A 20,547-nucleotide genomic window follows, 5' to 3' on the forward strand; every position below is an offset into this window, starting at 1 on the left:
TTAAACGCTAGTGCTTGCGTTTATTACCAAAAGGCAGACTATAAGCAAGTAAGAATAAAACAGCTGCACACACAACCACACTTGGTCCTGCTGGTGTATCCCATTGATAAGACACAAAAAGCCCACTAGAGACAGCTAAACAACCAATCAGGCTTGCAACACTCGCCATTTGTATCGGTGAACGTGATAGCTTACGCGCGGTTGCAGCAGGAATAATCATCAAGGAAGTAATCAGCAAGACACCCACTATTTTCATCGCAACAGCAATCACCAACGCCACCAATAACATTAATAGAAGACGAATAGCTTCTACTGGGTAACCTTCTACTTTAGCGAGCTCTTCATTGACCGTCATGGCCAATAATGGCTTCCAGAAAACCACTAATAAAGCCAACACCAGAAAACCGCCACCATAGATCCAAAACAAATCCTGCTGACTAATCGCCAATAGGTCACCAAACAAATAAGCCATTAGGTCGATACGGATATTGTCTAAAAAACTGACAGCAACCAAGCCTAATGACAAAGAAGAGTGCGCAAGAATACCTAATAAGGTATCTGTGGCGATAATGTGTTTCTTCTGCAGAGTCACTAATACCAAGGCTAAACCCACGCAAAGTACGATAACAGCAAGGTTAAGGTTGATATCAAACAATAAACCTAAGGCCACACCTAACAATGCAGAATGAGCTAAGGTATCTCCGAAGTAGGCCATACGTCGCCACACCACAAAGGCACCTAAAGGGCCAGCTACAGCAGCAACCCCTAAACCGCCAATCAAGGCCCTAAACAAAAGATCAAACATAGCGAGTTATTCCAAATATAAGTCGGTTACTTAGTGATTGCAGTGCGAGTGTGAGTCATTAGGCATCACCTTACCGTGTTCATCATGGGTGTGATCATGATGGTGAGAATAGATGGCAATAGAATCTTCCGCGCCAGGCACGCCAAACAAAGCTTGATATTCTGGGTGCTCTTTAACGTGCTGAGGAGAACCAGAGCAGCAAACATGTTGGTTAATACATACCACAGTATCGGTTTTCGCCATGACTAAGTGCAGATCATGAGAGATCATAAGCACCCCACAGCCTAATTCATCTCGAATAGAGGCAATAAGGTTATACAACTCAATCTGGCCATTAACATCCACCCCTTGCACAGGCTCGTCCAGCACTAACAAACTAGGGCGATTAAGCAGAGCACGGGCCAACAATACCCTTTGTGTTTCTCCACCAGATAAGAAGTGTACCTGTTTATTTGCCAGCTTATTTATCCCTAAACGCGTCAATACAACAGGAATATCCTGTTTCTTAACCCCTTTAACCAAGCCTAAGAAGTGGTTCACACTTAATGGCAAAGTTGGATCGATATGCAGCTTTTGTGGCATATAACCGATACGTAATTGAGCGTGGCGTTGAATTCGACCAGAAGTGGCTTGCTGTAATCCTAGCAAGGTTCTAATCAGGGTACTTTTACCACTGCCATTAGGGCCGATAAGGGTAACAATTTCACCCTTATGTATGGTCATATTGATATCGCTTAATAAGGTACGACCATCGAACGCTATACCGATATTATCAAAACTAACCAAGGCATTATTTGCACCGTCTGACATTAGTGACCTGCCTTATCAAGGTTCTCTGATGTTAGCTCTTGGTTTAAACAAGATTCACATAAACCTGTTAACTCTATGGTATTGGCTCTAATCTCAAAACCATGCTGCTTTGCCTTGGCTAACAATGAATTATGAATATCTTGATACTCTAATTCCATAACATTGTGACACGCATCACAAATCAGGAAGTATCCTTTATGGGCTTTATCCGCATGGGCGCAGCCCAAATACGCATTCATGGATTCTACTTTATGAATCAAGCCTGCAGACAATAAGAAATCGAGCGCTCTGTAGACAGTCGGCGGTGCTGAGTTAAAACCTTCTTCGGCTAACTTAGCCAATAATTGGTAAGCACCTAATGGTCTATGACTTTGCCAAATTAACTCTAATGATCGGCGCCTCACTTTAGTCAGCTTTTGCCCCTGACTTTTACAAATGGATTCAGCCGTGACTAATGCCGATTCAATACAGTCACCATGGTTATGATCATGGTTATGGTTTTCTGTCATTAAGCGTCTCCAAGCCCATCATAAACAAAGGGCAGGTGGTAAAAATATATTCGTGCTATGTTATAAGATAACAAATAGTGTCACAAGAAAAAGCCAGTGAGATACCTTATCTCACTGGCTTTTATCAAAAGCGATAAAGTGGTTTAACTAGGGAACCTAGCCTTGTACCAAAGGGGTTAAAAACCCCATTACCCCACCCATAAAAATTTGTGCAGCCATAGCAGACAGCACTAAACCGGTAATTTTACTTAAAATATTTAGCCCTGTTGGCCCCAGCAGCTTTTCAATCAGGGAACCTGAATAAAGGATAATACCGAGGGATAGAAGGGCCAAAAATAATCCCATCAAACCTATCAATAAGTCCCAGCCCTGAAAATCAGCACCATAAACTAAGATAGTACCTATGGTAGCAGGTCCAATAATTGTCGGAACAGCCAAAGGCACAACAGAGATATCTTCTCTTTGCTCGTTAGGCATGCCTGTGGCGTGATTACGGGTACCGTCTTTCACAAGGCTTAAAGCAGACATAAAGAGCAATATGCCTGAACCAATACGGAAGGAATCCAAGGTGATGCCTAAAACGGCGAATAAACTGCCGCCAAAAAAAATCAACACAACCGAAATCGCCGCTGCAGCAATAATCGCTTTATTAGCAACTTGTCTTCTTGATTTAGTGGTTTCGCCTCGGGTTAAGGCTAAAAACATGGATAACACAAAAAAGGGAGCAAATAGGAAAAAGAACTTAATCCAGGTAGCAAATAGCAAACTCATTAGAACAACTCATATCGAATTTCATAAAATACATATTTAGCTTATGGCTAAATATCTGACACTATTTCATCCATGAAATCAGACCCTATGGATAATAGGGCCTGTCACATAATTCTTAAAGGAGATAACCCCTAAGAATCAATTTTTTAAGACTCTTGTAACGCTAGGCGTGTACCAAAGCCTAATAACAAGGTCCCACTCAGGCCATCGATTACACGAGACACTTGAGGCTTTGCTAACCAAGCTTTCGCTCTATGAACCAGTAATGCCAATACACCCTGCCAAATCATGGCAATAGAGAAGTGCATAAACGCCATAAACAAAGACTGTTGTAAGGCAGAGTACTCAGGGTTAATAAACTGAGGTAAAAATGCCATATAGAAGATGATTGGCTTAGGGTTCAACACATTAGACAGCAAGCCTTGTCTAAAGGCTGCCATGTGGCTTAAACCTGTCATGCCTTCTTGAGAGACAATCAGACCTGTTGGTCGTGCCGCACTTCTTAAACTTTGATAACCTAAATAAATAAGATACGCCGCACCCGCTAGTTTCAATGCAGTGAACATGCTTGCTGAGCCTAATAAAATAACGGACAAGCCCAAAGCAGAGACAGCAGCATGACCAAATAAGCCCAAACAAATACCTAAACTGGTTAATAATCCTTTTTTATAACCCGCGACAGCAGAATTACGCATAACGATAATCGTATCGACACCTGGACTCATGGTCAGCAGGGTAATTGCGGCTAAGAAAGGTAACCATTGGAATTGTTCTAACATAAGCATTTCTCTTTAAACTAGTGGATACCACGACTCTTATCGACGACACAAAACGTGCTGCCAATTATGACTGTCCACAGACTGATTTTCGAGTGTTTTTACACTGCAATTTTGCGCCAACATACCATTAAGTTGAAACCTCATAGCAGTTTGATCAATTGCCACTCTCTTACTTGAAGCAAATGCCAAACTTAAGCCTGTTGTTTGCAGGTTAACAGACTTAGCCAATGATACGCCAAATTGCATAGAAACTAGGGTATCTAACACACTCACTCTAATTGCCGTGATGGATTCTGGCTTAATATCAGCGTTGCCTTCTTTCAAGTGTAAAAAGTAATCCTGCGGCTCAAACTGCTTTAGCATAGCGATTAACTCGACTTTTTCTTTGCCGCTAAACTTACCGTCTGAATTTGTATCATACGCAATAAGTAAGCTTGTACTCGCGCTTTTATCAAAATGCCAACTAACTTCAAACGCCTTAATTTGCGCTTTATTAACACTGATATCGAACCCAGTGCCCAAGGTTATTAATGTTTGAGCCTGAGCAAATTGAAAAGTAAGAAAAAGTGCAGTGGTTAAAAAATATCGGAACATGAGTTTGTATCCTTTATTTGCTTTTAACTAAAACTGCACCAGTGCCAAATATGAGGCTAATTAAAGTGCAGGAGAAAAGTCACAACGAGCCTGTAAAATACGTTTAAACTCTTTTGGGTCATGCTGTTGAGCTAAACGCTCAGGATCATTAATGGCACCATACCAAGCTTCTAAACGAGACAACCAAAAACGCATAGCCGCGACTTTTAACATGTGTCCCCACGCATCAATCTCATCTTGAGATAGCTCACGTTCAGCACGATAGGCCGAGATTAAAGCCTGATATTTTTCCATATCTAGCTCGCCAGTTGCTCTATCGGTACACCAATCATTAACCACTATGGCAAGGTCGTACATTAACCAGCTGTGACAAGCGTTGTAGAAATCAATAATGGCTGACAAAGACTCACCTTCAAACAAGGTATTGTTATAGAACAAGTCTCCGTGAATTGTGCCCATTGGTAAGGTATTCGCTTTCTCAAGGAAGGCATCAAAGCTGGCCACTTGTTCTGATAACAGCTTAGCTTCGTCTTCTGGTAATTGAGTGCTCAAAGACAGGCTGGTAGCTTGCCACCAAGCAACACCACGGTGAGAAGGCCTTTGATCAGGGAAAGACTGTCCTGCAAGATGAAGTAAAGCAAGCTGTTTACCCATTTGATGACATGCACTAGTAGAGGTTTTCGCAAGTTCGTCACCGTTAAAGCAATCGACTAGGATAGCTGGCTTATTTTTAAGTGTTTTAAGACGTTCGCCTTGTTTATCTAAAATGGCAGCAGGCACATTAAAGCCACCTTGCTTAAAGTGCGCGACAACATCTAAAAAGTAGGGTACTTCTTCTGCTTCGAACTCTTCAAAAATGGTTAAAACATATTTACCTTGCGTGGTGTTTACAAAGTAATTGGTGTTTTCGACTCCTCCCGAAATGCCCTTAAATGACACTAGGTCACCTAAATCATAATCTGCCATTAAGGCCAACATGTCATCTTGCGTGAGGGAAGTGTAAACAGCCAATTTGTTACCTATTCTAGTGTCGAAGTTAAAAGCACTTATCGCCCTAAAAAATGAACGAAAGCCAAGAAGTCGCCTATGCTCCACAATCTTCCTGTAAAGGTCAATCAAGAAGCCATAATTCCTACTCCATATCGCCTATAATTTCGTTTTATCCTTCGCATATTATAAAAGCCATTTATCCAGCAAGCTTGTTACGCCTTACGCCCATCCCTGTGTTAACCTAAGCGCCAAGATTTTTTGATTATTTTCTTTTTGATTAGCACCCTGATGGAGACAGTTTCCATGTCGGCCGAAGACAAAACCACTAAGCCTGCGAATACCTCATCCCCAATGATTTTGGTTGATGGATCGTCTTATTTATATCGCGCATTTCATGCCATACCACCTTTAAGCACCAGTGATGGTCAGCCAACCAATGCCATTCGTGGTGTGACTAGCATGATAAAAAGCTTAATTAAGACCTATGCAGACTCCCCTATAGTTGTCATTTTTGATGCTAAAGGGAAAACCTTTCGAGACGACATGTACCCTGAGTATAAAGCTCAGCGTCCTTCTATGCCTGATGATTTGCGATTACAAATAGAGCCAATTCATAGCATCATAAAAGCAATGGGATTGCCTTTAATCAGCATTGGTGGAGTAGAAGCAGATGATGTTATTGGTACCATTGCCAAAATAGTCGGTGAAACAGGCCGAGAGGTCATTGTCTCTACCGGTGATAAAGACATGGCTCAGCTGGTTACAGATAAAGTAACCTTAGTAAATACCATGACAGATACGGTTATGGACATTGAGGGTGTGAAAAACAAATTTGGCATTGGTCCAGAGCTCATTATCGACTTTCTTGCTCTTATGGGAGACAAGGTCGATAACATTCCTGGGGTTCCTGGCGTGGGAGAAAAGACCGCATTGGGCCTACTACAAGGCCTAGGTAGTCTAGAAAGCATCTACTCTCGCCTTGACGAAATTGCTGGCCTGAGCTTTCGAGGGGCTAAAACCTTGTCGAAAAAAATGGAAGACAATAAGGACATGGCGTTCTTGTCTTACCAGCTGGCAACCATTAAATGTGACGTTGAATTAGACTTTGATTCCACAACATTGGATAACGCACCAAGAAACAAAGAAGAGCTAAAAGAATGGTTTAGCAAGCTTGAGTTTAAAACTTGGTTAAAAGAGCTAGATAAACCAACAGCAGATGAAGAAGACAACACAGAAACCGAAGAAGCCAAAGTTGAAGCCGTCGAAATTAGTTACGAGACGGTATTAGATAAAGAACATTTTGCTATCTGGTTAGATAAAATCCAGCAAGCACCTCTTTTCGCTTTAGACACAGAAACCACCAGCCTCAACTATATGGCGGCTGAATTAGTGGGTTTATCTCTCAGCGTTGAAGTAGGCAAAGCAGCCTATATTCCTGTTGCCCATGATTATGACGGTGCGCCAGAACAGCTTAATAGAGACTGGGTTTTAGCTCAAATCAAACCCATTTTAGAAGATGCATCTCAATTAAAAGTGGGTCAGCACCTAAAATACGATGCCAATGTTTTAGCTAACTATGACATTGAGCTTAAAGGTATTGAGTTCGACACCATGCTCGAGTCTTATATTTTCAACTCGACTGCGAATCGCCATGATATGGACAGTTTGGCGAAGAAATTCCTTTCTCATAAGTCTGTCAGCTTTGAAGAAATCGCGGGTAAAGGTGCTAAACAAAAGACTTTTAACCAGATAGAGCTAGAGCAAGCTGCGTTTTATGCAGCAGAAGATGCCGATATCACCTTTAGATTACATCAGGCCATTTGGTCTAAGTTAGAGAAGACACCAGAGCTTGTTTCCATCTTTAAAGAGATAGAGTTACCTCTCGTCCCTGTGCTAGCTAGAATGGAACAAACTGGCGCACTGATTGATCCAGACCTGCTACATGAGCAAAGCAGTGAAATCGCCACTCGCCTTGAAGAATTAGAAATTAAATCCCATGAAGTGGCTGGACAAGCGTTTAATCTAAGCTCACCAAAACAGTTACAAGAAATTCTGTTTGTGAAACTAGAGCTTCCGGTATTAAAGAAAACACCTAAAGGTCAGCCTTCCACCGCTGAACCTATCTTACAAGAGTTGGCTTTGGACTATGAACTACCTCGTTTGATCATGGAGCATAGAAGTCTGTCTAAGTTGAAATCCACTTACACGGACAAGCTGCCTGAAATGATTCAAAAGACAGGTCGTATCCATACCTCTTATCATCAAGCGGTAACAGCCACAGGTCGTTTATCCTCTACAGATCCGAACTTACAGAACATTCCTATTCGTACTGCAGAAGGCCGTCGTATTCGCCAAGCCTTTATTGCACCAGAAGGTTATAAACTGATCGCCGCCGATTACTCTCAAATCGAGCTGCGTATCATGTCTCACCTATCGCAGGACCCTGGTTTGTTAGAAGCTTTTGCGAATAACAAGGATGTACATAAAGCCACAGCAGCTGAAGTCTTTGAAGTTACCTTAGATGAGGTAACAGGTGAGCAGAGGCGTAGAGCGAAAGCTATTAACTTTGGTTTGATCTATGGCATGTCTGCTTTTGGCCTTGCCAAACAGTTAGGTATAAGCCGCCCTGAGGCTCAAAAGTACATACAGAGGTATTTTGAACGTTATCCTGGGGTGAGAACCTATATGGAAAACACCCGTGAAATGGCCCGTGAAAAAGGTTATGTAGAAACCTTATTTGGTCGCCGCTTATATTTACCAGATATTAAAGCCAGCAATGCCATGATGCGCCAAGCTGCTGAAAGAACAGCGATTAACGCGCCGATGCAGGGAACAGCAGCAGACATTATTAAACGCGCCATGATTGAAATGCATGCCTGGTTGAAGGACACAGACTTAGACATAAAAATGATTCTTCAAGTACATGATGAATTGATTTTCGAGGTCAAAGAAAGTGACTTAAGTGCTGCCCAAGAAAAGATCTTAGACATAATGGAAAACACCAGCAGTATTGATGTCCCCCTATTAGTCGAAGCAGGGATTGGTGACACTTGGGATCAAGCTCACTAATCAGCTGAATAGCCAGCTAACTAACAGGTTAGACACTGCACTTTAAAAGCCGGATTCATCCGGCTTTTTTATGCTCAAAAAACACCACATTATGAAAGTATTTTGTGCGCTGAAATTGAGTGAGTTTAAGTAAAAATTAATATAAGTTTTACTTGTTTAGATACAAAAAACCACATAACCTATACGGATAATATAACAACAAATTATCCAAATAAGTTATAGCACAATAAAACCGAGTGAGTCCCATTAGACTTCTTGAAATAGATAAGTATTTCAATTCGATAGAGCATTATTGTCCTTTGCTGTGGATACTAACGGGAGCTTAAATGTCGCTTTCAGATCTAATCTCTATTGGTATGACCTTAGGTACAGGCATTATTATTTTTGCCAATATTATTCTAATGAACCTAGTGGCTTACTACCGTGAAGAACAAGACAGTCTAAAGGTTTTCTGCATCTCCTTTATACTCTTTGGGTTTGCTTGGGTTTTGTATATCAGTCGTATCTTTGACTTTTTTTATGTGCCAATTTCTCTTGCTGCAGCCCTTTATTATGCTGCTATTCTCACCTACTACATAGCAACAAGTAAGTTCCTCAATCACACGCTAAATTACTATGGCATTGCCGCCTTTATCTTAGCTTATAGCATCATTTATTGGTCACCGGGGGCAAGTGATGACATGAGTTTACGCAGTTACGGGCAAGCACTAGTGTCTGGTCTAGTACATGCTTATTTTGCATTAATGTATTACGGACAGTTTCGAAAAGAGAAAAATATAGGACACATTATTACCTTTGGTGCCCATTTTATTATTTTCCTCACAGAAATCGTGCGCTGTTATTTATTAACTGAATCCATAGAGCCTATGTTGATACTGGGTATAATTGTGGTTGCCCATACCATTTCTTTGATTCTTAACAACCTTGGCATAATGACAGCCTTCAGCTTTAGCCACTACAAAGCAGTAAGGAGCCTAAGTAAGAAAGACTCATTAACCGGTCTATTGAATCGCCGTGGTTTTTTCGAACTGTACCAAACTAAGTCATGCCGTTATCAAGAGGTTGCGGTTATTTCCTGTGATATCGACTTTTTTAAAAACATTAACGATACTCACGGCCATAGTTATGGTGACCAGATATTAGAAAAGATAGCCCATGAACTTAAAAAACATACCAAACTTAATTTTAACAAAGAAAGCTTGGTCGCAAGGTGGGGCGGGGAAGAATTTGTGATAGCACTATTTGATTGCACCATTAATCAAGCTCGTACCTTGGCAGATACATTAAGGGAAAACATACATAACAATGAGTATGAGATAAACCAAGATCACTTCCGTATTTCGTTAAGTTTTGGCGTCGCTCATCATCAGGTTAACGAAGATGATATAGAACATTTAATCCGCCAATCAGACAAGGCGCTATATCAGGCTAAATTGCTTGGCCGTAACCAAGTCGCATGTCATACCTAATGGCCCATTAGGTATGCAACTAGATTTAATATAAATATTCCTTATTAGGAATAACACCTATAATTTCTCTATTCATAAAAATGCTGGCTACACTCTATAGAACAATTAGATAAATTAATTCTTGGAGGTTAACTATGGCAACTATCCTATGTTATGGCGACTCTTTAACTTGGGGGGCATCACCTAACGGAGGGCGCTTTCCAGCCCACTGTCGCTGGCCTGAGATGCTAAATGAATTATTGGGTGTACAACATAAAGTCATTAACTTTGGCTTACCAGGGCGTACCACAATTTGGGACGACCCCTTTAATGAAGGCCGAAATGGCGCTCGCTTTGTTCAATCAGCAATGGAAATTTTTGGCCCTGTCGACCTGCTGATCATAATGTTAGGTACAAATGACCTGAAACGTTATTTTAATGCCAGCGCTTATGAAGCAGCAAAAGGGGTAGAGCAAATAATCAAGAAAGTACGAGAACCAAACAATCACCAATTTCCTAGCCCTCATATTATAGTCATTGCACCACCAAACATTTTATCCCCAATAGGCGAAGCTGCTGATATTTTTAAAGGTGGCGTTGAGAAATCTCGTGATTTCCATCAAGCTTATCAAAAGGTAGCACAGCAAAATGATTGTATCTTTGTGAATGCCGCAGGGTTATTACAGCCTAGTGTACAAGACGGTGTCCACCTAGACACAGAAGGAAATAACACACTTGCAGCCACCTTGTTTCCTATTATCGCAGACCTATTAAGATCCTAACTCTTTGTTTTTCAATCCTTGATTTGAGCTAATGAGAATGAAAGCGAACTTGCTTTCGTTCTCACTAACTTAAACTTTGAGAATTATAATTTTTCTTTATAGCCTTCAGGCGTTACTTATAAGTAAGTACTTACCGTTAAGCTCTCAAGCGGAAAACCCTGCTTTTAATATTTTGTTAGCTAATTAAAAAGACTGCCAAATGTGTATATTTTTTGTACTAACCAGATATTTCGTTAACATTTTTATCCACAGGTAAAATGGGCCTAGTTTTTGCCTAAGCCTTAAAGTATTTCGCCATAAAATTTCATTTTAACGACGCCTAAGTAAAAGCGCTTCTACCTTAATCATGTCAAAAGTTGCCGCTAGTTTAGCTTAAATTGTCTGTATAAGAGTAAAATATTCACTTAAATCATCACTTGGAATTTTAGTTTTTAAGAGGCTCATTTAATGCTAAAGGCAAAATATTATGACATGAGCCACATCTCATTCAATACAGAAAAGTAAGACAAGAGACAAAAGCGATATTGACGAGTTCTAATCTAAAAAGTGGATTAAAACCCTTTGTTTTATCGCTATTTTTCTTATTAGTTGCAGAATCTGACGCTAAATTGAATAAAATGAGACACTTTCAGTTTTTATCAAAACATCGGCAAAGCCTTTAACCATCGAACCTTAGTCCCCCTTATTCATTCTTTCTATTCATTATCTGCATAGCGTATATCGTTATTTCGATTGGTCTTGGCGATGGGCTTAAGTAGTCTTCGAACAGGCTTTAGATCTTGTCTCTGCATAGGAGAGGTTAGATTTAGGCTAAAGAGGGCTCAAGGATGAGAGCTTTACCACCCTGCTTTGTATGTCGAAGTGCTGAGCAGGGTGCTTTAGTTTAAGTTCAGGGCGAACTTCCTTCTATAAAAAATGCATATCAAAAGTAATACCTGATTCGACTTCTTCGTTTTTCACATAATAATAAGTTTTGGAGATAGAAAATGAAAAAAGGGTTAACAGCATTGTCGCTGGCTATTTTAGCCTCTTCAGCTATTTCAACATCAGCAAGTGCCGCGTCTACCTTCGTATATTGCTCTGAAGGCAGCCCAGAGGGTTTCAACCCAGCATTTTACACTTCTGGAACAACCTTTGATGCCACATCAAAGAATATGTTCAACCGCTTACTTGAATTTAAACTAGGTACCACTCAGACTGAGCCAGGCCTTGCTGAAAGCTATGAAGTTTCTAGCGACGGTAAATCCTATACTTTCCACCTACGTAAAGGTGTAAAGTTCCATTCTTCAAAAACATTTAAACCAACCCGTGACTTCAATGCTGATGATGTAATCTTCACATTCGCTCGTCAGTGGGACACAAACCATCCGTACCATAAAGTATCTGGCGGCTCTTATGAGTACTTCACAGGTATGGGTATGGATAGCTTGATCAAAGACATAGTTCGTGTTGATGATTACACAGTAAGGTTTGACCTTAACCAACCTGAGGCTCCTTTCTTAGCTAACCTAGCAATGGACTTTGCATCTATCTTCTCTGCTGAACAAGCAGATTACTTGATGAAGAAAGGTACACCAGAGAAGCTAGACATCAACCCTGTTGCGACGGGTCCTTTCCAAAAAGTTCAGTATCAAAAAGATTCTTTGATCCGTTACACAGCCTTTAAAAACTACTGGAAAGGTAAGCCAGAGATTGATCGTCTAGTCTTTGCAATCACTCCTGATGCTTCTGTACGTTACGCTAAGCTGAAAGCTGGCGAATGTCACGCTATGCCTTATCCAAACCCTGCTGACTTGGATCAAATGAAAAATGACCCAAGCATCAACTTGATGAGTCAAGAAGGCCTAAACGTTGGTTACCTAGGTTTCAATACGCAGAAAGAACCTTTCACTAACCCGAAAGTTCGTCAAGCATTGAACTATGCAACTAACAAACAAGCGATTATCGATACCGTTTTCCAAGGTGCAGGTAAAATTGCTAAAAACCCACTACCACCAACAATTTGGTCTTACAACGACAAGGTTATTGATTACAACTATGACCCAGTTAAAGCTAAGCAGTTGTTGAAAGAAGCGGGTTATGAAAATGGTTTCGACACCAACATCTGGGCTATGCCTGTACAACGTCCTTACAACCCAAATGCTCGTCGTATGGCGGAAGTTATGCAAGAAGATTGGGCTAAAGTTGGCGTTAAAGCAGAGATTAAGTCTTACGAGTGGGGTGAGTATCTAAACCGTTCTAAGAAGGGCGAACATGATACCGTACTACTAGGTTGGACTGGTGATAATGGGGATCCAGATAACTTCCTATACGTACTACTTGGTTGTGACGGCGTAGGGGGTTCTAACCGTGCGCAATGGTGTAACACTGAGTTTGATGATCTATTGATCAAAGCGAAGAAAACATCTGACCAAGCTCAACGTACCGCTTACTATGAAGAAGCTCAACAAATCTTCAAGCAAGAAGCGCCTTGGATCACAGTGGCACACTCTGTTGTGTACGAGCCAATTCGCAACGAAGTTAAAGGCTACAAAATTGACCCACTTGGTGGTCATTACTTCTCAGGCGTTAGTCTAGAGAAATAGTAGCAAGAATTCTGGGGAATCAAGCGTGGGGCTTGGTTCTCCAGTTTTTTTCTTATCCCTCCCTTTTCTTAGAGATCTGTTTCTTACAAAGAAACTCACCATCTAGAGATTCACTATGTTTCAGTTTATTTTCAAACGACTCAGCTTAGTAATACCAACATTTATTGGTATCACATTACTGACTTTTACCCTTATCCGACTTATTCCGGGTGACCCTATCGAGGTTATGGCTGGAGAGCGAGGCGTTTCAGCGGAGAGACACGCCATTTTGAGTGCAGAACTTGGCTTAGATCAGCCGCTCTACATTCAATACTTTCAATATGTAAAAGGGATTTTCCAAGGTGATTTGGGCAACTCACTGGTAACCCGTGAACCCGTTTTGAGTGAATTTTTAACCCTATTCCCAGCGACAGTAGAGCTTGCTTTTTGTGCAGCGGTTTTTGCTGTCTTGGTCGGTTTGCCTGCAGGTATTATTGCTGCGGTAAGGCGAGGAACTCTATTTGATCACTCGGTGATGACATTTTCATTAACCGGGTACTCCATGCCTATTTTCTGGTGGGCACTTCTTCTGATGCTGGTGTTCTCCGTTAATCTGGGCTGGACCCCGGTATCGGGGCGAATAGATGTTGTTTTCTGGATAGAAGATGTCACCGGCTTTATGTTGATCGACGCCTTATTATCCGATGAAGAAGGGGCTTTTAGTTCCGCTGTTTCCCATCTTATCCTTCCTAGTATCGTACTTGGCACCATACCGATGGCAGTAATCGCCCGTATGACGCGCTCTTCTATGCTAGAAGTATTAAGCGAAGACTATATTCGTACCGCTCGCTCTAAAGGCATAGCTCCTTGGCGCGTCATCGTTATTCATGCGCTACGTAATGCGCTTATTCCTGTGATAACCGTAATCGGTCTCCAAGTTGGCATATTGTTAAGTGGTGCCATTTTAACTGAAACCGTATTTGCATGGCCTGGTATTGGCAAATGGTTAATTGAATCTATTGGACGTCGTGATTATCCGGTAGTTCAAGGGGGCATACTAATTGTTGCCACCATTATTATCATAGTTAACCTGTTAGTCGACCTGACCTACGGCATCATTAACCCGCGCATTCGACACAGTAATTAATTACTTATCAATGCAATTAGGAAAAGTCACTAGGAATAAATGATGAATCAAACACAAACATCTGACAGTGCAAGTACAAAAGAACAAGACGCAGTTTACGACAATGCACCCGCACCTATGACGCCATTTCAAGAGTTTTGGCATTATTTCAGTGCAAACAAAGGCGCACTAGCTGGTTTTATCTTTATTGTTTTTATCTGTTTTATGGCCCTTTTTGCCGATTGGATCGCGCCCCACACGCCATCCATACAAAACCGCTCGGCGTTGCTACTGCCTCCCGCATGGCTAGAAGGTGGAAACTGGCAATATATCTTAGGTACTGATGACGTTGGCCGTGATATTTTATCTCGACTTATGCATGGTGCCAGATTGTCACTTTCTGTCGGACTAGTTGCAGTATCAGCGTCTTTGGTTGTCGGCATCTTTCTTGGCTTAATCGCCGGTTACAACCGTGGCATTGTTGATACTGCCATTATGCGTATTGTCGACATCATGTTGGCTATGCCTAGCTTACTTTTAGCGATCGCTATTGTTGCGGTTTTAGGACCAAGCATAGTGAACGCGGCATTAGCCATCTCGGTAGTCTCCTTACCTCATTATGTCAGGTTAACGCGTGCAGCAACCTTGGCTGAGATGAGTAAAGACTATGTCACCTCCTCGCGAGTATTAGGTGCAAGTCCGCTTCGCCTTATGTTTGTATGTGTATTACCTAACTGTTTAGCGCCATTAATCGTACAAGCAACACTTGGTTTCTCCAGTGCTATTCTCGATATGGCAGCCCTAGGCTTCCTAGGTTTAGGTGCTCAGCCACCTATTCCTGAGTGGGGTAGTATGTTGGCAGATGCTTTGCAGTTCGTACAACGTGCATGGTGGGTCGTTACCTTCCCAGGTCTTATGATACTTATCACAGTATTAGCCTTTAACCTCATGGGCGATGGTTTACGCGACGCTCTTGATCCTAAGTTGAAACAGTAGGAGGTTGTGATGTCACTGTTACAACTCGAAAATCTTTCCGTCACCTTTGGTAAATTCAAAGCGGTAGACAATATCAGTTACAAAGTAGAAGAAGGCGAAGTATTAGGTATAGTAGGTGAGTCTGGCTCAGGTAAAAGTGTCAGTTCCTTATCTATCATGGGCTTAATTGATTTTCCTGGAAAGGTGGAAGCTAAAGAACTGAGCTTTCAACAGCAAGATTTACTCAGCATGCCTGAGAAGAAAAGACGCCAGCTCACTGGCTCTGACATAGCCATGATATTCCAAGACCCAATGACAAGCTTAAACCCTTGTTTTAACGTGGGTTATCAGATCATGGAAGCACTAAAAACCCATCAGGGTGGCAGTAAAAAAGAGCTTAAAGCACGTACGATAGAATTACTAACTCAAGTGGGTATTCCTGCACCAGAGTCACGCTTAAGCGCATACCCTCACCAACTATCTGGTGGTATGAGTCAGCGTATTATGATTGCCATGGCGATTGCCTGTAATCCTAAGCTCTTGATAGCTGACGAACCCACCACAGCCTTAGATGTCACCATTCAAGCGCAGATTATTGACTTGCTTATCGACCTTCAACGCAAAAAGAAAATGGGTCTGGTTTTGATTACCCACGACCTTGCGCTTGTTGCTGAAGTCGCTCATAAGGTTATCGTGATGTATGCAGGTCAAATTGTTGAGTCTGGTCCAGCTAGTGAAGTGTTTAAAAGTCCAAAGCACCCTTACACTCAAGCACTTTTGAAATCACTACCTGAGTCATCAAGTGGTGCTTCACGATTAGAAGCCCTTCCGGGTGTGGTGCCTGGCCAATATGACAGACCTAAAGGTTGCTTATTAAGTCCGCGTTGCCCTTATGCGAGTGCAGAATGTCGTGAGATTGAGCCTGCGACCCAAGGAGATCTGGACCGCCAAGTTAAATGTCATACACCTCTAAATCAAGAAGGGAGACCAAGTCTATGAGCCAGTTAAATACATCGGCTGAGGTCATTCTTAAAGCCAGTGAATTAAAGCAACATTACCAAGTTAAGCAAGGGCTGTTTAAAGACGATGCCGTAGTTAAAGCGGTAGACGGCGTTAGCTTTACTTTGGAAAAAGGACGTACGCTTGCCGTGGTAGGTGAATCAGGTTGTGGTAAATCGACTCTTGGTCGCATGCTTACCATGATAGAAACACCTACTGCAGGTGAAATCGACTTTGAAGGAGCAGATCTGCTTAATTTGAATAAATCTGAGCAAGAAAAATTGCGTCAGAAAATTCAGATCATCTTTCAAAACCCTTACGGCTCACTTAACCCACGCAAAAAGATTGGTGCGATTCTAGAGGAACCTCTGGTTATCAATAGCAAGATGGGTAAGGCAGAACGTAAAGAAAAAGCCTTAAGCATGATGGCAAAAGTAGGTCTTAAGCAAGAACACTATGATAGATACCCTCATATGTTCTCTGGTGGTCAACGTCAACGTATCGCCATTGCTAGGGGCCTAATGCTAGACCCTAACATTATCGTTGCTGATGAGCCTGTGTCAGCTCTTGATGTGTCGGTACAAGCTCAGGTACTCAACCTGATGATGGACTTGCAACAAGAATTTGGCTTGAGCTATGTGTTTGTTTCTCATGACTTATCCGTTGTAGAGCATATCGCTGATGAAGTCATCGTGATGTATCTAGGCAAGGTCGTGGAGCAAGGCAAAAAAGAGGATATCTTTAGTTCGCCTAAGCATCCTTATACCCAAGCGCTATTATCCAGTACGCCTCAACTTAATGCCGATAAACGTCGTACTCGTATCAAGCTTGAAGGGGAGCTACCATCACCGTTAAATCCACCTGCTGGTTGTGCTTTCCATGGTCGTTGTATGCATGCTAATGACAAGTGCCATCAAGAAGCACCTATTTTAAAAGCGGCTGAAAACCAAATGATTGCTTGTCATGCGGTTGAAGAAGGTCGTTTAGCAGAGTTTGTGTAATACAAAACTTTGATTAAAAATTGCAGGCAATAAAAAAGCGGTTTGTTTAAAACAAACCGCTTTTTTTATACCTTGAACGCCTGAAACCCTATTTAGGCTTCTTCTGGCGAGCATGGTAAATAGCAAATCCTTGCGCACGATTAAGGCGGGTATGGGTACTTAACGCCGCATCTATGATGGATGGGTAGCGTAAGAAATCATTGGCGACAATAAACAACTCACCATTTAAGGTTAAATGCTGTTTGGCACTCATAATGAAGCTCTCAGCAATTGAGTAATCCGTATCCGTGCCTTTATGAAAAGGAGGGTTAGAAAAAATGTAGTTAAATCTGCCTTTCACTTCAGTCAGGCCATTAGAGCCTAAGAAAGTCATTTTCTCTAACACGCCATTGGCTTCGCAACTCATTTTTGTTGCTTCAATTGCCAAAGCACTATCATCTAATGCCGTAATACGAGCATTAGTATGCTTAGCCAACCAGATAGAAATAATACCGTCACCACAGCCGAAATCTAGCATGCGAGCATCACTCACTTGGCTCATAAATCGGTGTTGATCAAGCTGTTCTAAAAATAATTTAGTACCTAAATCTAGCTTACCATGACCAAAAACACCCGGTAGGCTCTTAAGAATAATGCTTTTTCCAGCAACCTCTTGGGTCCAAGTTTTAACCCAGCTTTCATAGTTAAAAGCAGGGGGTTCTGCCTGTTTATCACCCACATATAATAAACAGTGTTTTGCACCTTCTACCTTGCCAACATTCTCTAAACCAGCATTTAGCTTCTTATAAGCCGATTTAACACCGCTTTTGTTGTCTCCTACTAACCAAATTTGACCGCCTATTTTTAGTAGAGGTAAACAAGCAGCAAGCAAATAATCTAATAGCTCTTTCGCTTTCGGCTGATAAATAATGATATTGTCAAAGTCGGTTGTGTCATGGTCCCAAGTAGCTGCGAAAGCCATTTTGTTCTCATCCATACCAGCACGAGACAATTGATTAAACACTGTCTTAGATTGGCACCAAGCAAAGCAGTCTGCTTGATCAAGGAGAGTAAGTGGGAAGCTGTCTTCCGGATTGGCAAATAACACCTTGCCTGTAAATTGCGAAACGGAGCGCTCAAGCAATAAACTGGTTGAATTAAGACTCATAAGATACAGATAACTCTTGTTTAGATTTTTTAGTAACAGACTCTAATAATGAAATAAAGTCATTAGTATTCAATTCGGGCTGAACCCTAGGATAACGCGGCGTTTTTCTATCATTGATCAAAGGGTGTTGCCAGCCTTGTGTTAGGGATAAAAAATCATGTACAAAACTTTCGCCTAATGCCAAACAACCAGACAAAATTACATCAACATAGCTTAATGCAATTGGGCATTCTTGGGTTGGTTGTGCTATTTCATGACTATGATAAATCCAGATAGTACCTTGAGGTAGGCTTTGCCCTTGATAAGCAGTAAGTTGCTCTAAACTAACTTGAGACCGCTCATAGCCTCTTTCTCTTTCATCAAAAGAAGGAATTTCTGATTCATCAATTTCAATCAAAACCCCATTACAATGGGCTTCTTCTACGGGAATCACAGCGACAGAGCTCATACCAAACTCGGTTGACATAACCGACCAGTTTCTTTGATAACCCGCGATTCGAACAGGCCAAACTTGTCCTGTTTCACCTGTTTTTGCTCGACTAGTCGCATTAATTAAACTGCCATAGCCAAAAATAAAGTGTCGATTTTTATTTGTCATGAAAACTATCTACTTTCTAACCGATTTCTAGGAAGGAGTATTTAAACTGTTTAGCCCGTATTTAGTGAAAAGCGTGCTGAATTCAGCCCTTTTAGCTGATATGTATAAGGCCCATCATACGCGTTTAGCAGTTAATAAGGGATATCTAGCTAAAAAATAGTCAGATGAATACTGAGAAAGGCTAAAATCAATGCACTTAAATCGTGCATAGGTATAAAAAAGCCCTGATGCAATATCAGGGCTTTTTCTAGCACAAGCACATACCGAGTCTAAGGGAACCTACGATTAAGTCACCTCTTCTCAGTCTTTTCAGAAAAAGTATCATACAAGGCGTTACTTTGACGTAATGTAGGTACCTTGCGAGAAGTAACAACACAGGGTGTTACATTTTCTGAAAGACCCGAAGGGCGTGGTCTAAAAGCCCTATCTTTATGTTGAAGAGCTTATCAATAGAATTACTATTAAGTTACGCTCCTCGCCATAAATCTAGAGGCTTTTATCCACACGCTGAGGCGGGAGGGCTTATTCGCAGGTTCCCTAAGTTAATGGTTCATCGAGTGCTTATCGTGTTTACCAGATTTGGGGGCTTCTTTAATGTCCGTTGGCATCACTATGTCAGCTTTAACCATCATGCTTTCGCCATTGGCTAGGTTTAGCTGAATGGTTACTTGCTCACCCGGTTTCAAGTTTTGCGTTAGTCCAATTAACATGACATGAAAACCACCTGGCTGAAAAGACACACTCTCGCCTGCAGCCACGTCAACACTAGGCACTTTACGCATACTCATTGCGCCATCAATCATCAGATGATTATGAAATTCAGTGACTTTTGATACATCACTTTTAGCACTGACTAAACTGATTGACTCTTGCTTATGGTTCATCAAGGTAAAGTAGGCAGCACTGTTTTTAGAGCCCGGAGGCATAGCTCTCGCTTGTGCATCCATCACCATCACACCCATGTGACCAGCGGCAGTAGCATTAAAGGTTAAAAGGGTACAGGTTAATACAGTTACAAAGGTAAGCATTTGCTTAAACATCTTGTTTTATTCCTCTAAATATTAAAATCAAAATTTGTTAAACCCTGTAAGGAACTAGCTGCGCTTATCATAACTTAGTTTACTTAAGAGGCTTGTATTTATTTGAACCAGATTCACAACTTTTTGATAAAAGTTACCTTGCTTACAACAAGACTTGTTAAATTTTTCAGCAGCTTCTACCTAACTCATTGGACTCTAATGATAAATGCAATTTTAAATAGGAGTTTAAAAAAAATAAAAAAATTAATACTTCAACAATATATAAACAAAGTAGTAATTTTTTGTTCTATTTCACTAGTATCAGCATTTGTATCAAATTTGATAGACCATGACTTTTATATAATAAAAATCAACTTTTCATTTTAATTAAATATAATCCGCACCACTATTTTTAATAAGTTTCAAAAATAAAAACAACAAACAATGAATAGAAATTCAAAATAAATACATTGTGTTACATATAACTTAGTGCACGAATAAAGTGCATTTATATGTATTTATTTTTAAATGATAAATAGCAAGAAATTAATGTTTTTAAAA

At 41.1% G+C, this 20,547-nt stretch carries 18 protein-coding genes; 8 read left to right on the forward strand and 10 right to left on the reverse strand.

What is annotated here, in order from left to right; translation table 11 throughout:
• Positions 1-7 precede the first annotated feature (7 nt).
• From znuB to Q0A08_RS15655, 7 genes are all read right to left on the reverse strand, one after another.
• Positions 8-805, reverse strand: coding sequence for a zinc ABC transporter permease subunit ZnuB (gene znuB / locus Q0A08_RS15625; protein ID WP_438462442.1), 798 nt, complete (start codon positions 803-805; stop codon positions 8-10).
• Between the two features lie 30 nt (positions 806-835).
• Positions 836-1,615, reverse strand: coding sequence for a zinc ABC transporter ATP-binding protein ZnuC (gene znuC, locus Q0A08_RS15630; protein ID WP_438462443.1), 780 nt, complete (start codon positions 1,613-1,615; stop codon positions 836-838).
• The gene (locus tag Q0A08_RS15635) at positions 1,615-2,124 is read right to left on the reverse strand and encodes a Fur family transcriptional regulator (protein ID WP_438462444.1); all 510 of its coding nucleotides are present in this window, start codon (positions 2,122-2,124) and stop codon (positions 1,615-1,617) included. Before Q0A08_RS15635 ends, znuC begins: the two co-directional genes overlap by 1 nt.
• A gap of 156 nt (positions 2,125-2,280) precedes the next feature.
• Positions 2,281-2,895, reverse strand: coding sequence for a MarC family protein (locus Q0A08_RS15640; RefSeq protein WP_438462445.1), 615 nt, complete (start codon positions 2,893-2,895; stop codon positions 2,281-2,283).
• 146 nt (positions 2,896-3,041) lie between these two features.
• On the reverse strand, positions 3,042-3,674 hold the full coding sequence (locus tag Q0A08_RS15645; RefSeq protein WP_438462446.1) for a LysE family translocator: 633 nt from the start codon (positions 3,672-3,674) through the stop codon (positions 3,042-3,044).
• A gap of 36 nt (positions 3,675-3,710) precedes the next feature.
• Positions 3,711-4,268, reverse strand: coding sequence for a DUF1007 family protein (locus Q0A08_RS15650; protein ID WP_438462447.1), 558 nt, complete (start codon positions 4,266-4,268; stop codon positions 3,711-3,713).
• A gap of 60 nt (positions 4,269-4,328) precedes the next feature.
• Positions 4,329-5,279, reverse strand: coding sequence for a homoserine kinase (locus Q0A08_RS15655; RefSeq protein ID WP_438462448.1), 951 nt, complete (start codon positions 5,277-5,279; stop codon positions 4,329-4,331).
• A gap of 282 nt (positions 5,280-5,561) precedes the next feature.
• On the opposite strand from Q0A08_RS15655, the gene polA reads away from it, so the two are divergent.
• The 8 genes from polA (at position 5,562) to Q0A08_RS15695 (ending at position 17,222) form a co-directional block, all read left to right on the forward strand.
• Positions 5,562-8,327, forward strand: coding sequence for a DNA polymerase I (gene polA / locus Q0A08_RS15660; RefSeq protein WP_438462449.1), 2,766 nt, complete (start codon positions 5,562-5,564; stop codon positions 8,325-8,327).
• A gap of 326 nt (positions 8,328-8,653) precedes the next feature.
• Complete coding sequence (locus Q0A08_RS15665; RefSeq protein ID WP_438462450.1) at positions 8,654-9,796, forward strand: GGDEF domain-containing protein; 1,143 nt, start codon at positions 8,654-8,656, stop codon at positions 9,794-9,796.
• Between the two features lie 134 nt (positions 9,797-9,930).
• Positions 9,931-10,557 carry an SGNH/GDSL hydrolase family protein gene (locus Q0A08_RS15670; RefSeq protein WP_438462451.1) on the forward strand — a complete coding sequence of 209 codons (627 nt, stop codon included), beginning with the start codon at positions 9,931-9,933 and terminating at the stop codon, positions 10,555-10,557.
• A gap of 986 nt (positions 10,558-11,543) precedes the next feature.
• Entirely contained in the window at positions 11,544-13,142 is a 1,599-nt protein-coding gene (locus tag Q0A08_RS15675; protein WP_438462452.1) for an ABC transporter substrate-binding protein, read from the forward strand.
• Between the two features lie 115 nt (positions 13,143-13,257).
• On the forward strand, positions 13,258-14,268 hold the full coding sequence (locus Q0A08_RS15680) for an ABC transporter permease subunit (protein WP_438462453.1): 1,011 nt from the start codon (positions 13,258-13,260) through the stop codon (positions 14,266-14,268).
• Between the two features lie 39 nt (positions 14,269-14,307).
• Entirely contained in the window at positions 14,308-15,243 is a 936-nt protein-coding gene (gene dppC, locus Q0A08_RS15685) for a dipeptide ABC transporter permease DppC (RefSeq protein WP_438462454.1), read from the forward strand.
• Positions 15,244-15,252: 9 nt separating this feature from the next.
• Complete coding sequence (gene dppD, locus Q0A08_RS15690) at positions 15,253-16,221, forward strand: dipeptide ABC transporter ATP-binding protein (protein ID WP_438462455.1); 969 nt, start codon at positions 15,253-15,255, stop codon at positions 16,219-16,221.
• Complete coding sequence (locus Q0A08_RS15695) at positions 16,218-17,222, forward strand: peptide ABC transporter ATP-binding protein (RefSeq protein WP_438462456.1); 1,005 nt, start codon at positions 16,218-16,220, stop codon at positions 17,220-17,222. Before dppD ends, Q0A08_RS15695 begins: the two co-directional genes overlap by 4 nt.
• An 88-nt stretch (positions 17,223-17,310) precedes the next feature.
• Here Q0A08_RS15695 and Q0A08_RS15700 read toward each other — a convergent pair whose 3' ends face one another.
• The 3 genes from Q0A08_RS15700 to Q0A08_RS15710 all read right to left on the reverse strand — a co-directional run bounded on the left by Q0A08_RS15700 (position 17,311) and on the right by Q0A08_RS15710 (position 20,007).
• Positions 17,311-18,369, reverse strand: coding sequence for a methyltransferase (locus tag Q0A08_RS15700; protein ID WP_438462457.1), 1,059 nt, complete (start codon positions 18,367-18,369; stop codon positions 17,311-17,313).
• Positions 18,359-18,967, reverse strand: a complete 609-nt coding sequence (locus Q0A08_RS15705; RefSeq protein ID WP_438462458.1) for a gamma-glutamylcyclotransferase family protein — start codon at positions 18,965-18,967, stop codon at positions 18,359-18,361. Before Q0A08_RS15705 ends, Q0A08_RS15700 begins: the two co-directional genes overlap by 11 nt.
• A gap of 542 nt (positions 18,968-19,509) precedes the next feature.
• Positions 19,510-20,007, reverse strand: coding sequence for a copper chaperone PCu(A)C (locus Q0A08_RS15710; RefSeq protein WP_438462459.1), 498 nt, complete (start codon positions 20,005-20,007; stop codon positions 19,510-19,512).
• Positions 20,008-20,547: the final 540 nt, after the last annotated feature.

Origin of the sequence: Marinomonas sp. PE14-40 (assembly GCF_051623805.1) — a bacterium.
Classification (GTDB): Bacteria; Pseudomonadota; Gammaproteobacteria; order Pseudomonadales; family Marinomonadaceae; genus Marinomonas.